Below are 14,585 nucleotides of genomic sequence, written 5' to 3' on the forward strand. Positions count from 1 at the left end.
GATGTCACTGAAGCACTTTATCCAAATCACCAAGCCGGGGATCATTTTCGGTAACGTGCTTTCTGTGGCGGGCGGGTTTTTCCTGGCCTCGAAAGGGCATGTCGATCTGGCCATCTTCCTGGCGGCGATGATCGGCACTTCCCTGGTGGTGGCGTCCGGTTGCGTGTTCAACAACTGCATCGACCGCGACATCGACATCAAGATGGAACGCACCAAGAACCGGGCGCTGGTCCAAGGCCTGATTCCAGTGCAACTGGCCCTGGCATTCGCCACGGTGCTGGGCGTGGCCGGCGTGGCGCTGCTGTATTGGGTGGCCAATCCGTTGGCGGCGTTGTTCGCGGTGATCGGTTTTGTCATCTACGTCGGTCTCTACAGCCTGTACCTCAAGCGCAAGTCGGTCCACGGCACGCTGGTGGGCAGCCTGTCGGGGGCGATGCCGCCGGTGATCGGTTATGTCGCGGTCAGCAACAGCTTCGACATGGCTGCGCTGACGCTGCTGGTGATGTTCAGCCTGTGGCAGATGCCGCATTCCTATGCCATCGCGATCTTCCGCTTCAACGACTACCTGGCGGCTTCGATTCCGGTGCTGCCGGTCAAGCGGGGCATCCAGGTGGCCAAGAAGCACATCCTGCTCTACATCCTGGCCTTCCTCGTGGCGACCTTGATGCTGACGTTCAGCGGTTACGCCGGTATGAGCTACCTCGCCGTCGCCGCCGCCATGGGCATGTACTGGCTGTACATGGCCTGGACCGGTTACAAGGCGGTGGATGACACGGTCTGGGCACGCAAGCTGTTCGTGTTCTCGATCTTCACCATCACCGCCCTGAGCGTCATGATGTCCCTGGACTTCAAAGTGCCGAGTGAGCTGCTGCTGACGTACGCGCCTTAAGCTTCAGACGCTGCACAAAAAGCCCCGCCTTCGAGAGAAGCGCGGGGCTTTTTCATAGGCGGAACTCCGGACCCTGTGGGAGCGAGCTTGCTCGCGATAGCGGTGGGTCAGCTTGTCTGGATGCTGTATGTGCCGACGTCATCGCGAGCAAGCTCGCTCCCACAAGGATTGCGGAGTGCTCGTTAATGCTCTATGAATGCTGGTCAATTTGATAATAGCGATTTATGACGAGCAAGGACGACTTGGAAAACCTGACCTCCGAGCAATAGAAGACGCTCAAGCGAGCCATGGAAGCAGAGTTGAAAGTACGAGGTACCTTATGAAAAAACGCGATCTGTTTGCCGAGATGATGCAAGGCGTCGAAGAGATGGCCGCTCACCGCGAGGGCAAGATTACCCTTCGCCAGATAAAACGCCCAGGCGGCTTTGTTGATCAAGCTGGTCGAGAAGTTTCCGGACATGGTCGAACGGCTTGGCGCTGTTTGAAAAGCTGATAGCTATGAAAAGCCCCGCCTTCGAGAGAAATGCGGGGCTTTTTCATAGGTAATATTCAGGGCGTTGTTGACCTTCCTGTGGGAGCGGATTCGGGGGTTATTGCTGGGCGATGCTGTAGCCGTCGAAGGCTTTTTGCTGCTGCAAGGCGGTGACGATGCTTTTGCGGGTGACCGGCTGTTCGGTGCCGTCGTTGTCCAGGAAGGTTTCGCTTTCCAGCTCGGCTTCGTCGCCTTCGCCGATGAAGTTGAAGCCGAGGAATTCGAAGGCCTCGCGGTCGACGTTCGGCTTGGAGCGTGGTGTGCGCAAGGGCAGGGTGACGCTGATGCCGTCCTTGCTGATGACAAACACCTCGGCTTCCTTCTTGGCGCGCGCGGCCTTGCCCTTGCCGCCGCTCGGGTTGCTGATGGCCTGATGGGTCTGGTTCAGCACCTTCAGGGCCAGGCCGTAGACCAGTTCCTGGAAGGCCGGGTCATCCTTGTAGCTGGAAAGGATACGGCTGATCGGGAAGCGGCTGCTGAGGTCTTCCAGCGCAGCGAAGTCGGCGGCTTCGGCGTCCTTGAGTTGCTTGAGCTGGCCCATCAGTGCGTAGGCCTTGTCATCGTCGAACGCATCGTGAGCCTGGCGAATGGCGGTGCGCAGTTCGCGGATCTGGTCGCTTTCGCGGTTCGACTGGAAGGCATCGAGGACCATTTCGCTGATGCTTTTGGCCTGGGGCAGATGCTGTGAAAGATTGATGGAGTTTTCGTATTCCGCTTTGGACGACAGGGAGACTACAGATTCAGCGGTATTGGAATCGGACATTGAAATTTCACTACTTCTGTTAGCGGGATATGGCGAGAAAACGCACGGGGCTTTTTTCGGTCGCCTAATCTATTGGACCCGAGCGGTGTTGTCACGGTCGGACCGGCCACCGGTGACTATTTCAATCGCCCAGCAGCTGCAGCAATCGCAACGCATCGGGCGTCGCGGCGCCGCTGGCGGTGTTGTCGAAGATGCACCAGGTCGGCGTGTCCGGGGCAGCCTTCAGTAGGTCTGCCAGTCGCTGCAGCCAGGCGTCTTCGTAGGCGGAGTAATAAATGCGCGGCGAGCCATGCAGCCGGTAATAACGCACGCCCGCCCAGCCCGCCGGTTGATCGCCGCCCGGCACAGGCGACGGGTCGGCGGCGACGCGGGCGATGCGCTCTTTCTCAAGCAATGCCATGGCCTGTGGCGCGAGCCAGCTCGGGTGCCGGGGTTCGAGTACCGCGTGGCGCTGGTAACGGTCACGCAAGGCTTTGAAAAAGTCCTCGGCCTGGGTGTTATCGAAGGCCAGCGACGGCGGCAACTGGATCAACAGGCAACCAAGTTTCTCCCTCAGTTGCGAGCATTGCCCGAGGAACTCATCCACCAGCCCCTCGCAATCATGCAAGCGCCGCTCATGGGTGATCTGCTTGGGCATCTTGACTGAGAAGCGAAAACCCGCCGGCACACTGTCGGCCCATTTTGCATAGGTGGCGGGACGGTGCGGGCGGTAGAACGAACTGTTGATTTCCACCGCCGGGAAGCGGGCACTGTAGCGCTGCAAATGGGTGCCCTCAAAGGGAAAAGCGGGCCATTGCTCCTTTGGCAATGACCAGCCCGCGCAGCCCACCAACACGGGCGAAGAGGAGAGGGGTCGAGTCGGCAATGGCGAGGACCTGATTGCAAGAGTTACAGCCTATGACCACCGTAGCGGCCTGAGGATCCAGTCGGACATTGCCCGTTCAATCACAAATCACATTCTTGCCGGCCATCTTGGAGCGATACAGTGCCTGGTCAGCCCGATCCAGTAGCGCTGCTTGCGGTTCGTCTTCGTGGCGTTGCACCACGCCAAAACTCATGGTGATCTGGAAATCGCCCACCGGCAGCAGGTCGGACAAGCCTCGGCGAATGGTTTCGGCCAACAGGACTGCATCGGCCTTGGACGTGTTGGGCAAGATCATGATGAATTCATCGCCGCCCCAGCGTACCAGCAGGTCGCCGTCGCGCTCGCAGCGCTTGACCGCCTGTACCACTTGCACCAGCGCCGCGTCGCCGAAAGCATGGCCGTAGCGATCGTTGATGTCCTTGAAATCGTCGACATCCATGGCAATCAGCGACAACGGCTCGCGAAAGCGCTGCGCGCGTTCACAGGCCAATGGTAGCGCCTGTTCCAGGCGATAGCGGTTGGCGACCAGCGTGAGGGCGTCGGTTTCGGCGAGCCTGCGGTTTTCCTCGAGCTGGATTTGCAACTGCTCGTTGACCCGGGACAGTTCGCGGGTGCGTTCTTCGATGATGGCTTCGAGGGACTTGTTACGCCGTTCAAGTTGTTCGAACAGACGCTTCTTGTCATCGATGCTGCGATGGGCACCGATCATGCGGGCGACGCTGCCATCGGGATTGCGGGCGATCACGTAGCCGCGGTCTTCGATCCAGATATAGGAGCCGTCATAGGCGCGGCAGCGGTATTCGGCCTGGTACTTAGGGGCGCGTTGTTCGAGGTAATCGTCGAATAACGCCATTACGTAGGGATAATCTTCCGGGTGGATCACACTCTCCCAGGTCAGCACGGTATTGCTCAGGGAGTGAGGCGTGTAGCCGAGCATCGTGTACCAGCCGGGATTTCGATAGACGAAGCCGGTGTTGGCGTTCCAGTCCCAGATGCCATCGCTGACCAGTTCCATGATGGTGTGCAGCACGTTTTCGTCCAGATCGGACAAATCGAACCGCAGCAAATCGATCTTCGAGGCGTCGTCCATATCGTTCCCTCAATCAGCCCTGATATCAAAATGCTTTCCAGGGGTTAAGAGTAGCCGATGGGGCGGGGCGCCACTAGCGGGAGCAAGCTCCTCGCCACGAGAGGATTTATTACTTCAGGGTTTGCTCCACTTTTGCAGCGCAAACTCGACGAAACTGCGCAGCTTCGGCAAACGATAGCGATCCTGGGCGTACATCAGGCTCATTGGCCGGTGGGGCAGTTGATAGTCCTGCAACAGCGCCACCAAGTGTCCATCCTCCAGATCCTGCGCCACCAGCGCGTCCGGCAGCATCACCACGCCCATGCCGGCCAGGGCGGCGCGGTGCAGACCCGACGAGCTGTTGATCAGCATCGGCCCGCGCACCGGCACTTTGATCTCCCCGTCCGGCCCGTTGATGGGCCAGTGCTCCTGGGCGAAACGCCATTCGTCTCCGGCGGAATAGGCAAACGACAGGCAGTCATGCTGTTGCAGGTCTTCAGGTTTCTGCGGCGTGCCGCGCCGTGCCAGGTAGGCCTTGGAGGCGCAGACGGTCAGTGTGTAGTCCATCAGGGGACGAACGATCAGCTTCGGGTCGGGACTGCCCAGGCGAATGGCGACGTCGAAGCCGTGGTCGAGCAGGTCCAGACGCTGGTTGGTCAAGACAACGTCGAGCTTGACCTGGGGATAACGCTGGCTGTATTCGGCCAGCGCCGGGGCGAGGCGCTCCGTGCCGAAGGTCAGCGGCGCGGTGATGCGCAAGGTGCCGCTGGGGTCGCCTTGGGTCTGCTCGGCCAGGCGTTCGGAATCGTCAACCAGCCCGATCACTTCCAGGCAGCGTTGATAGTAGGCCGAGCCGAATTCGGTCAAGCGCTGACGACGCGTCGTACGGTTGATCAGGCGCACACCCAGGCGTTGCTCCAGCGCCCGAAGGTGATTGCCGACCATGGTCGTGGACATTTCGCACGCCTGGGCCGCTGCGGTCAGGCTGCCGGTTTCCACCACTTTCACGTAAACGGTCATTGCCTGGAACAGGTCCATTATCAAGCTCTGCTTTTAAATGAATGAAGTAAAGCGAGGTTTATCCATCGAGAGTGGCTAACCATACTGGAAAAAACCACCCGATGGAGCTAGATGTCATGACTGCCGCCTGCCTGATGAGCACTTACCAACCCTTGGCGCTGAACTTCACCCATGGCTTGGGTACGCGCCTGTGGGATCAGGATGGTCGCGAATACCTTGATGCGGTGGCGGGCGTGGCAGTGACCAACGTGGGCCATTCCCATCCGCGGTTGGTGGCAGCCATCAGTGAACAGGCCGGCCTGCTGCTGCACACGTCCAACCTGTACAGCATTGACTGGCAGCAGCGGTTGGCCCACAGACTCACCCAGCTCTCGGGGATGGAACGGGCGTTTTTCAACAACTCCGGCGCCGAGGCGAATGAAACCGCATTGAAGCTGGCCCGCCTGTATGGCTGGCACAAAGGCGTCGAACAGCCGTTGGTCGTGGTGATGGACAATGCTTTCCACGGGCGCACCCTGGGCACGCTGTCCGCCAGCGACGGGCCCTCGGTGCGGCTGGGTTTCAATCGGTTGCCGGGGGACTTCATCAAGGTGCCGTTCGGCGATCTCGGCGCATTGGAAAAAGTCCAGCAAGCCCACGGCGAGCGCATCGTTGCGATCCTGGTAGAGCCGATCCAGGGCGAAAGTGGCGTACAACTCGCGCCACCGGGTTACCTGAACGCTCTGCGGGATTTGTGCAGCCGGCGCGCCTGGTTGTTGATGCTCGACGAGATCCAGACCGGCATCGGCCGCACCGGGCAGTGGTTCGCGTTCCAGCACGAGGGCATCGTCCCGGACGTGATGACCCTCGCCAAAGGCCTCGGCAACGGCGTGCCCATCGGTGCCTGCCTGGCGCGCGGCAAGGCCGCCGGACTGTTCACCCCCGGCAGCCACGGCAGCACGTTCGGCGGAAATCCTCTGGCTTGTCGGGTCGGCTGCACCGTGCTGGACATCATCGAGGAGCAAGGCCTGCTGGAGAACGCCAGACGTCAGGGCGAGCAATTGCTAAGCCGGTTGCGGGCTGAGTTGGCGGACAACCCGAATGTCCTGGAGATTCGGGGCCAAGGCTTGATGATCGGCATCGAGCTAAAGCAACCGGTGCGCGACCTGACCCTCTGTGCCGCCCGGGATCATGGTTTGCTGATCAACGTCACCCGGGGCAAGACCATTCGCCTGTTGCCGCCGTTGACGATCGACGGGCGGGAAGTCGAGATGATCGTCAGAGGGGTGAGCCGCTGCCTGGGGCAGGCGTGAGGCTACCTTGTCCGGGCCGATGACTCATGGTGATCGGTCCAGGCGAAGCGCAGCGCGACGGGACGGAATTTTTGACGATTGTCGCGTTCCAACGCCAGCCAGAGTCGATTGCCTACACTTTTGCACTCAGACTGAAAACCCAGGAGCATCTTCATGTTCACCTCGCGTCGCTTGATCGTTGTCGCTACTGCCGTGGCCCTGTTGTCCGGCTGTGCGTCGCCCAACCCCTATGACAACCAGGGCCAGGCCTCTACCGAATCTTCGGGCATGAGCAAAACCGCCAAGTATGGCGGCCTCGGCGCCCTGGCCGGGGCATTGGCCGGTGCGGCCATCGGCCACGATAATCGGGGCAAGGGTGCGTTGATCGGCGCGGCGGTGGTGGGGGCCTCCGCGGCCGGCTACGGTTACTACGCCGACCAGCAGGAAAAGAAATTGCGCGCCAGCATGGCCAATACCGGCGTTGAGGTGCAGCGCCAGGGCGACCAGATCAAGCTGATCATGCCAGGCAACATCACCTTCGCCACCGACTCGGCGAACATCGCATCGAGCTTCTACCAGCCGCTGAACAACCTGGCCAACTCCCTCAAGGAATTCAACCAGAACCAGATCGAGATTGTCGGCTATACCGACAGCACCGGCAGCCGCCAGCACAACATGGACCTGTCCCAGCGTCGCGCGCAGAGCGTGGCGACCTACCTGACGTCCCAAGGTGTCAGCGGCGCCAACCTCTCGGCCCGTGGCGCCGGCCCGGACAACCCGGTGGCAAGCAACGCCGACGTCAACGGCCGTGCGCAAAACCGTCGCGTCGAGGTCAACCTCAAGGCCATTCCTGGCCAGCAGTACCAGGCGCCGCAGCAGCAGGGGCAGACTTACCAGCAATATCCATAACCGCTGGACGTTAACTGAAAGGGGGCCATGGAAACATGGCCCCCTTTTTTACGGCTGTCGTTTGACCCTTTGTGGCGAGGGGATTTATCCCCGCTGGGTTGCGAAGCAGCCCCAAAACAGTCAACCCACTCAGCCTGACACTCCGAGTTGCTTGATTGGGGGGCTGCTGCGCAGCCCAGCGGGGATAAATCCCCTCGCCACAACAGAGTTCACTCTAATGGGTAGGTTTTAGTTAGCTTCTTTCACCGCACTCAAGAATGCGCACGTCCGCTCCTGCTGCGGGTGCTCGAAAATCTGCGCCGGGGTGCCTTGTTCGTGAATCTGCCCCTTGTAGAAAAAGCACACCCGGTCGGCGAATTCCCGGGCAAAGCCCATCTGGTGAGTCACCATCAACATCGTCAGGTTGTGCTCGGCGCCCAGCTTGCGGATCACGCTCAGCACCTCGCCGCACAATTCCGGATCAAGCGCCGAGGTCACTTCATCGAACAGCATCACCTTGGGGCGCATCGCCAGCGCCCGGGCAATTGCCACCCGCTGCTGCTGGCCGCCGGACAACTGCGACGGGTAATGGTCGAGCTTGTTGCCCAGGCCCACCAGCTCCAGCAGGTCGGCGGCGCGCTCGCGGGCTTCCTTGGGGTTCATGCCCAGCACCTGCACTGGCGCTTCGATCACATTTTGCAGCGCGGTCATGTGGGGAAACAGGTTGAAGCTCTGGAACACCATGCCGATCTTGCCACGCACCCGGCGGATGTGCCGGTCATTGGCCGGAACCAGCACGCCGTTGCGGTTGGGCATGTGGGTCAGGGAATCGTCCTCGATGCGGATCTGGCCCTGATCGATGCCTTCGAGCGTCATCAGCACCCGCAGCAGCGTCGACTTGCCCGAGCCGCTGGGGCCGATGATCGCGACCTTTTCACCGGGCGCGACATCCAGGTTCAAATGATCGAGCACGGTGAAACTGCCATAGCTTTTGGTCACGTCCTGGAAACTCACAATCGGCCGGGACGGTGTCGGAATCTGCATGGCCGGGGCCTCCTGCTGCGATGCCAGCGTGCTGCGCCGGGACAAATCGGTGGACGTGGACAGGGGTAAAGTCATTAGCGTAGCTCCATGCGCGTTTCAAGGCGCCGTACCAGCCAAGCCAGGACAAGGCTCAGGGCAAGGAAGAACAGGCCGACCAGGGTGATCGGTTCCAGGTAGCGGAAATGCTCGGAGCCGATGTTCTTGGCCTGTTGCATGATTTCCACCACGGTGATCGCCGACAGCACTGGCGTGTCCTTGAGCATCGCCACCAGGTAGTTGCCCAGCGGCGGCACGATCGGCCGCAGCGCCTGGGGCAGGATGATGTTGCGGTAGGCGTCGTACGGCGCGATGTTCAGCGCGGTCACCGCCTCCCACTGCGCCCGTGGCACGGCGTCGAGGCCACTGCGGTAGACCTCGGCGATGTAGCAGGCGTAATGCAGGCCGATGCCGAGGACGCCGACTTGCATGGCCGTCAGGCTCAGGCCGTAGTTGGGCAGCACGTAGTAAAGGAAGTACACCTGGATCAGCAACGGTGTGCTGCGGATGAACTCGATCACCGCCGTGGCCGGCCACGACAGCCAGAACTTGCGGCTGCGCCGGCCAATCGCCAGGAACAGCCCCAGCACGATCGCGATCAGGAAACCGATCAGGGTAATGCCCACGGTGTTGAGCGACGCGCGCAGCAGGTCCGGGAGGATTTGTGCGGCGTAGGACCAATCGAACAGCGTCATGACAGACCTCCGCGCATCCGGCCCCGGCTCAGCCGCCGCTCGACGTGGCGCATGCCCAGGTTGATGGCCTGGGCGAGGATGAAATACATCACCAGCGCCAGGCTGAAGATTTCCAGGGTCTGGAACGTCGCCTGGTCCAGTTGGCGTGCCCGGAAACTCAGGTCGGACAAAGTGATCAACGACACCAGCGAGGTATTCTTCAACAACTCGATCAGCAGGTTTGTGCCCGGTGGAATGGCCGCCAGCAAGGCCTGGGGCAGGATGATTCGCTTGAAGCGCGTATAGCTGCTGAAGTTCAGCGCCGTGCAGGCTTCGTATTGCCCCTTGGCGACCGAGCTGATCGCGCCACGCATCACCTCGGCCCCGTAGGCGCCGATGTGCAGCCCCAGGCCGACAATCGCCACGGCGTAGGGACTCAGCTCGATGTTGAACGGAGGAAGTGGCAGCACGAAGAATAGCCAGAACAGCTGCACCAGCAGCGAGGTGCCGCGAAACACCTCGATGTAGGTGATGGAAAACCAGCGCAACGCGCGCCACGGCGAGAGCCGTCCGAGTGCCGCCAGCACCGCGGCGACAATCGCCAGCAACGAGCCAAAGAATGTCACCTGGAGCGTGACCCAGGCCCCTTGAATCAATAACGGAAGTAATTCGCCCATGGTTCAACCCGTATCCGATGAAGCTGGGAACAGGCATCACGCGTACGCGTCATGCCCGTTTCGGCACGCCAGTGTCGATTACGGCTGAGCGCAGAGCTCGGCCGCGGTCTTGCTGGTGACGTTGGACTTGTCGAAACCGAATGGCGCGACGGCCTTGAGATGTTCCTCCGAGCCCAGCCACTTTTTCAACTCGGCGTTGACCGCGTCGCGCAGGTCCTTGTCCTCGGGCCGGAAGGCCAGGGCGCCGTAGCCAATGTGGGACGGGTCGTCCTTGAACTCGGTCATCGCCTCGACTTTGTCGCCGCCCTTGCTGGCCAGGCCTTTCATGGTCAGTTGTGTGCCGACGGCGGCATCGGCGCGACCGGCGCGCACCGCTTGCAGTTGCGCCGTGGTGTCGGGAACCTGGAGGATCTGTTCGTCCTTGACCCCCGAGTCGCGGGCGTAAGCGAGGTTGACCGTACCGGCCATGATCGCCAGCTTCACGTCCGGTTGCTTGGCGATGTCTTCGTAGCTGTGGAGCTTTTTCGGGTTGCCCTTGGCCACGAGCAGCGCGTCGGGCAACTGGTACTGTGGGTCGGTGAACAACACTTGCTTGCACCGCGCCGGGGTGATGTACATGCCGGCGGCAATCACGTCGAAACGCCCGGCGCGCAGGCCCGGAATCAGCGAGCCCCATTCGGTGAGCACCCCATTGACCTGCTTGATGCCCATCCTGGCGAAGATGATCTTGGCGATCTCCGGCGATTCGCCGGTCACGCTGCCGTCGGTTTCGGTGAACGCAAACGGCGTTTCGTTGGCGTAGCCGATGCGGATACTGCTGTTGCTTTTGACGGTGTCCAGGGTGGCCGCTTGAACGCTGCCGGCCAGGCCAAGCGCGGCACACGTCAACAAGAGGCGGCGCAGGGGCGTGCAGCTGCTGGTTGGAAAATTGCTCATCGATAAAATCTCCTGTTTCTTGTGGATCCGTCGCTAGACGGTTCTGTGTTAGGAGGCAGTGTGGCAAGAGCAAAGCGTACAGCGGCGGATCCGGGCGGGGCCTGAGTCGGTAACAGCGCCGGTACAGGTCGATCCGGCTTTTTGTCGGGGGCAGTGTGCCCGCCTGGATGACGACCTTGGACCGAGCATACAAAAGCCCCGGCGCCGATTGTATTGCACTAGGACAATTGCTTTGCCGCGAAGCCCGAGCAATGCTGGGCGCACCAGTACACAGGCGGGTCGCAGCGTTATGGATAAGTGGAAATCAGCCTTGGACGTCGCCCGCAGCGGTGAATCCAAATACAAGATTCTGGTCCAGGCGATCGCCGACGACATCGAACAGGGCATCCTCGCCAACGACCAGCGCCTGCCGCCGCAACGACAAGTGGCCGACGCCATGGGCATCAGCGTGCAGACCGTCACCAACGCCTACAAGGAACTGGAGCGCCAGGGGCTGGTGCGTTGCGAAGTAGGGCGCGGCAGTTTCGTTTCGCGGCGCATGAGCGACCGGGTCGCCACTTACATACTCGACAGCCCCGAGCGGGCGCTGGTGGATTTTTCCATCACGCGGATCCTGCACACTCGCGAGCATGATCAGTTCTGGCGCGACACCTGCGCCGAGCTGAGCACCGAAGAAGACCAGCCATGGATTCATGCGTTTCGTCCGATTGCGGGGTTTGAATCCCATCGCGAAGCGGCGGCGCAATGGATCGGCCGGCAGGGGCTGAAGGTCGATCGCAACGACGTCTTGATCACCAACGGCGCGGCTCATGGCATCTTCCTCGCCCTGGCTTCCCTGGCCGGTCCCGACGATGTAGTGCTCTGCGAAGGGCTGACCGACCACGGTGTGATCGGCAATTCCCAGGTGCTGGGTTTCACCCTCAAGGGCCTGGACACCGACCGCCACGGCATTGATCCCGAGCATTTCGAGGACATGTGCAGCAACGAGCGCATCACCGCGCTGGTGTGTACACCCAACCTCAATAACCCCACCACCAGCCTGATGCCCGACACCCGCCGCCGGGAAATCGCCGAGATTGCCCGGCGCTTCGGCGTGCACATCATCGAAGACGATGTCTACGGTCCGTTGCTGGACGAGCGCCGGGCGCCGCCCATCAGCCATTACCTGCCGGAGCTGTCGTTCTACTGCACGAGCATGACCAAGTCAGTGCTCACGGGCTTGCGCATCGGTTATCTGGTGGTGCCCAAGCGCCTGGCGCTGCGCACCGAGAGCATCCTGCGGGTGAACAGTTGGATGGCCACCCCGATGGTCTCGGAGATCGCCGCTCGCTGGATCCGCGACGGGCGCGCCGACTCGTTGTTGCATTTACAACGGCGCCTGTTGGCCGGGCGCCAGGCGATGGTCACCGAGTACATGGGCGAGCACGTCTTGGCCCAGCATCCCCATGCCTTGAATGCCTGGATCGGCATCCCGCCCCACTGGGAAGTCGACAGCCTGGTGCGGGCGCTGCGCCACAAGCACATCGCCGTCACGTCCCCCGACCCGTTCACCGTGCGCGGCACACCGCGGCCACGGGCGGTGCGGGTCTGCGTTGGCGCCGAATGCAGCGATGAAGAAATGCGCCATGCATTGATCGGCATGCGGCAGATCTTCAACCAGTATCCGCAGATTCATGATTTTTGATAACGCGAACAAAAATCCTGTGGGAGCGAGCCTGCTCGCGAAGGCGGCAGCACATCCAGCATTGATGTGACGGGTAGACCGCTTTCGCGAGCAGGCTCGCTCCCACAGGGATTTGTAGTGACTTTGGAACTTCATCACTAAATTGCCCTAGTACATTCGTCAGCACAATCCGGCCCTCTTAGACTGCGCCCAACACATCGGCTCGGGACGCGGTCATGACAGGGTTGCAGCTTCAGGACATCTACCTCGCTCGCCAGCGCATCGAGTCGCTGGTGCGGCGCACGCCCATGGAGTACTCCGCCAGCCTGTCGCGATTGATCGGCGTGCCCGTATACCTCAAGTTGGAATCCCTGCAAATCACCGGCAGCTTCAAGCTGCGTGGCGCCAGCAATGCCGTGGCGCAACTCAGCCCGGAGCAGAAGGTGTCAGGCGTGGTGACGGCCTCGACCGGTAACCATGGTCGGGCACTGGCCCATGCCGCATCGCAACAAGGGGTCAAGGCGATTGTCTGCCTGTCGAACCTCGTGCCGGCCAACAAAGTGCAGGCGATCCGCGATCTGGGCGCCGAGGTGTGCATTGTCGGCCAGTCCCAGGACGACGCCCAGCGCGAGGCCGAGCGCATCGCCCGCGAGCAGGGCGCGACCTTCCTGCCGCCGTTCGATCATCCCGCAATCATCGCCGGCCAGGGCACCCTTGGCCTGGAGATCCTCGAACAGCAAGCGGATGTGGCCCAGGTGCTGGTGCCATTGTCCGGCGGCGGCCTGTTCGCCGGTGTGGGCCTGGCCCTGAAAAGCGCCAATCCAGCCATTCAAGTCCACTGCATCAGCATGGCGCGAGGCGCCGCGATGCACACCAGCCTCGCCGCCGGCCAGCCGCTGGAAGTCGAAGAGCTGCCGACCCTGGCGGACTCTCTTGGCGGCGGCATCGGCCTGGACAACCGCTACACCTTCGCCATGACCCGGCAGTTGGCCGATGACGTGCACCTGCTCTCGGAAGCTTCGATCGCCAATGCCCTGCGCCACGCCTATCACCACGAACGCCTGGTGCTCGAAGGTGCCGCCGTGGTGGGCATCGCGGCGTTGCTCGACGGCCTGGTCGAACCGCGCGGACCGATCGTGGTGGTGGTCAGCGGGCGCAACGTCGACACCGAACAACATGCCCGCGTGATCGCCGGCGCCAACGCCTGATAACCCGTTAACGGAGCCTGTCATGAGTGAAGTCACCCTATTGAGCGAGGCCGACCTGCGCAGTTGCGTGGCCCTCGACCTGGCCAGCATCGACGCCATCGAGCAGGCCTTCGTGATGCTGGCCACCGCGGCCGTGGCGATGCCGCCGATCCTGCGGCTGGACATTCCCGAGCACAACGGCGAAGTGGATGTGAAGACCGCTTACCTGCCGGGCCTGGAGCGCTTCGCCATCAAGGTCAGTCCGGGTTTCTTCGACAACCCCAAGCTCGGCCTGCCCAGCCTCAACGGCATGATGATGCTGCTCTCGGCGCGTACCGGTCTGTTGGAGGCGCTGCTGCTCGACAATGGCTACCTCACCGCCGTGCGCACCGCCGCGGCCGGGGCGGTGGCGGCGCGTTGCCTGTCTCGCGAGCAAAGCCGCAGCGTGGCGTTGATCGGGGCCGGCGAGCAGGCGGCGTTGCAGCTTCAGGCGCTGCGCCTGGTGCGGCCGATCGACGAGGTGCGGGTCTGGGCGCGGGATGCGCAAAAGGCCAAGGCGTTCAGTGATGGACTGGCCCGTGACAGCGGACTTGCCGTCACGCCCTGCAGCTCCATTGACGCTGCCCTGGAGGGCGTGGATATCGCGATCACCTGCACGCCCAGCCGCGAGCCGCTGATCGAGCCCCGCCACTTGCACCCTGGCCTGCACATCACCGCGATGGGCTCGGACGCGGAGCACAAGAACGAAATTTCCCCACAGGCCCTGGCAGCCGTCGACTGCTATGTCGCCGATCGCCTCAGCCAGACCCGCGTGCTCGGCGAACTGCACCATGCCTTGGCGGCCGGCTTTGTCCGTGACGATTTGATGGAACTCGGGCAAGTGCTGGCGGGCCAGCAGCCCGGGCGCTCCGATGCAACGCAGGTAACGCTTTGCGACCTGACCGGCACCGGCGCCCAGGACACCGCCATCGCCAATCTGGCGTTCGAGCGGGCGAGGGCGGCAGGCAAGGGTTTCGCGTTCGGTCGTTGAATCGATTTGTTTATTCGTGTCATTGAACAGAGGGCAGGTGG

General features: G+C 62.0%; 15 protein-coding genes. 7 read left to right on the top strand and 8 right to left on the bottom strand.

Annotated elements, in window-relative coordinates:
• Position 1 precedes the first annotated feature (1 nt).
• Together cyoE and J3P86_RS04535 are read left to right on the top strand one after the other, a co-directional pair.
• Positions 2–889: a heme o synthase gene (cyoE, locus tag J3P86_RS04530; RefSeq protein WP_039591595.1), complete on the top strand. Its 888-nt coding sequence runs from the start codon at positions 2–4 to the stop codon at positions 887–889.
• 319 nt (positions 890–1,208) lie between these two features.
• Positions 1,209–1,382 (top strand): hypothetical protein, encoded by a 174-nt coding sequence (locus tag J3P86_RS04535; protein ID WP_434574337.1) that lies wholly within the window; start codon positions 1,209–1,211, stop codon positions 1,380–1,382.
• 97 nt (positions 1,383–1,479) lie between these two features.
• Here the strand turns inward: J3P86_RS04535 and J3P86_RS04540 are convergent, their stop codons facing one another.
• The 4 genes from J3P86_RS04540 to J3P86_RS04555 form a co-directional block, all read right to left on the bottom strand.
• Positions 1,480–2,184 carry a hypothetical protein gene (locus J3P86_RS04540; protein WP_434626004.1) on the bottom strand — a complete coding sequence of 235 codons (705 nt, stop codon included), beginning with the start codon at positions 2,182–2,184 and terminating at the stop codon, positions 1,480–1,482.
• A gap of 121 nt (positions 2,185–2,305) precedes the next feature.
• Positions 2,306–3,049 (bottom strand): DUF72 domain-containing protein, encoded by a 744-nt coding sequence (locus tag J3P86_RS04545; protein WP_434626002.1) that lies wholly within the window; start codon positions 3,047–3,049, stop codon positions 2,306–2,308.
• Between the two features lie 76 nt (positions 3,050–3,125).
• Positions 3,126–4,139, bottom strand: coding sequence for a sensor domain-containing diguanylate cyclase (locus tag J3P86_RS04550; protein WP_434699530.1), 1,014 nt, complete (start codon positions 4,137–4,139; stop codon positions 3,126–3,128).
• A 114-nt stretch (positions 4,140–4,253) separates the two neighbouring features.
• Complete coding sequence (locus J3P86_RS04555) at positions 4,254–5,156, bottom strand: LysR family transcriptional regulator (protein WP_434699531.1); 903 nt, start codon at positions 5,154–5,156, stop codon at positions 4,254–4,256.
• A 98-nt stretch (positions 5,157–5,254) separates the two neighbouring features.
• Between J3P86_RS04555 and J3P86_RS04560 the strand changes: the two genes are divergently transcribed.
• Entirely contained in the window at positions 5,255–6,430 is a 1,176-nt protein-coding gene (locus J3P86_RS04560) for an aspartate aminotransferase family protein (protein ID WP_434699532.1), read from the top strand.
• A 153-nt stretch (positions 6,431–6,583) separates the two neighbouring features.
• Positions 6,584–7,318 carry an OmpA family lipoprotein gene (locus tag J3P86_RS04565; RefSeq protein ID WP_018604257.1) on the top strand — a complete coding sequence of 245 codons (735 nt, stop codon included), beginning with the start codon at positions 6,584–6,586 and terminating at the stop codon, positions 7,316–7,318.
• A 228-nt stretch (positions 7,319–7,546) separates the two neighbouring features.
• Here the strand turns inward: J3P86_RS04565 and ehuA are convergent, their stop codons facing one another.
• The 4 genes from ehuA to ehuB form a co-directional block, all read right to left on the bottom strand.
• Entirely contained in the window at positions 7,547–8,416 is an 870-nt protein-coding gene (ehuA, locus tag J3P86_RS04570; protein WP_434625993.1) for an ectoine/hydroxyectoine ABC transporter ATP-binding protein EhuA, read from the bottom strand.
• Positions 8,416–9,072 (bottom strand): ectoine/hydroxyectoine ABC transporter permease subunit EhuD, encoded by a 657-nt coding sequence (gene ehuD / locus J3P86_RS04575; protein WP_434625991.1) that lies wholly within the window; start codon positions 9,070–9,072, stop codon positions 8,416–8,418. Before ehuD ends, ehuA begins: the two co-directional genes overlap by 1 nt.
• The gene (gene ehuC, locus J3P86_RS04580) at positions 9,069–9,728 is read right to left on the bottom strand and encodes an ectoine/hydroxyectoine ABC transporter permease subunit EhuC (RefSeq protein WP_434625989.1); all 660 of its coding nucleotides are present in this window, start codon (positions 9,726–9,728) and stop codon (positions 9,069–9,071) included. Before ehuC ends, ehuD begins: the two co-directional genes overlap by 4 nt.
• A gap of 78 nt (positions 9,729–9,806) precedes the next feature.
• Entirely contained in the window at positions 9,807–10,664 is an 858-nt protein-coding gene (gene ehuB / locus J3P86_RS04585) for an ectoine/hydroxyectoine ABC transporter substrate-binding protein EhuB (RefSeq protein ID WP_305496678.1), read from the bottom strand.
• 289 nt (positions 10,665–10,953) lie between these two features.
• Between ehuB and J3P86_RS04590 the strand changes: the two genes are divergently transcribed.
• From J3P86_RS04590 to J3P86_RS04600, 3 genes are all read left to right on the top strand, one after another.
• On the top strand, positions 10,954–12,348 hold the full coding sequence (locus J3P86_RS04590; protein WP_434625984.1) for a PLP-dependent aminotransferase family protein: 1,395 nt from the start codon (positions 10,954–10,956) through the stop codon (positions 12,346–12,348).
• 215 nt (positions 12,349–12,563) lie between these two features.
• On the top strand, positions 12,564–13,535 hold the full coding sequence (gene eutB, locus J3P86_RS04595; RefSeq protein ID WP_434699534.1) for a hydroxyectoine utilization dehydratase EutB: 972 nt from the start codon (positions 12,564–12,566) through the stop codon (positions 13,533–13,535).
• Positions 13,536–13,557: 22 nt separating this feature from the next.
• A complete protein-coding gene (locus J3P86_RS04600; RefSeq protein ID WP_434699536.1) occupies positions 13,558–14,544 on the top strand; it encodes a cyclodeaminase in 987 nt (328 codons plus the stop codon).
• The last annotated feature ends 41 nt before the right edge of the window (positions 14,545–14,585 follow it).

The organism is Pseudomonas sp. D1-1 (genome assembly GCF_051132225.1).
Taxonomy (GTDB): Bacteria; Pseudomonadota; Gammaproteobacteria; order Pseudomonadales; family Pseudomonadaceae; genus Aquipseudomonas.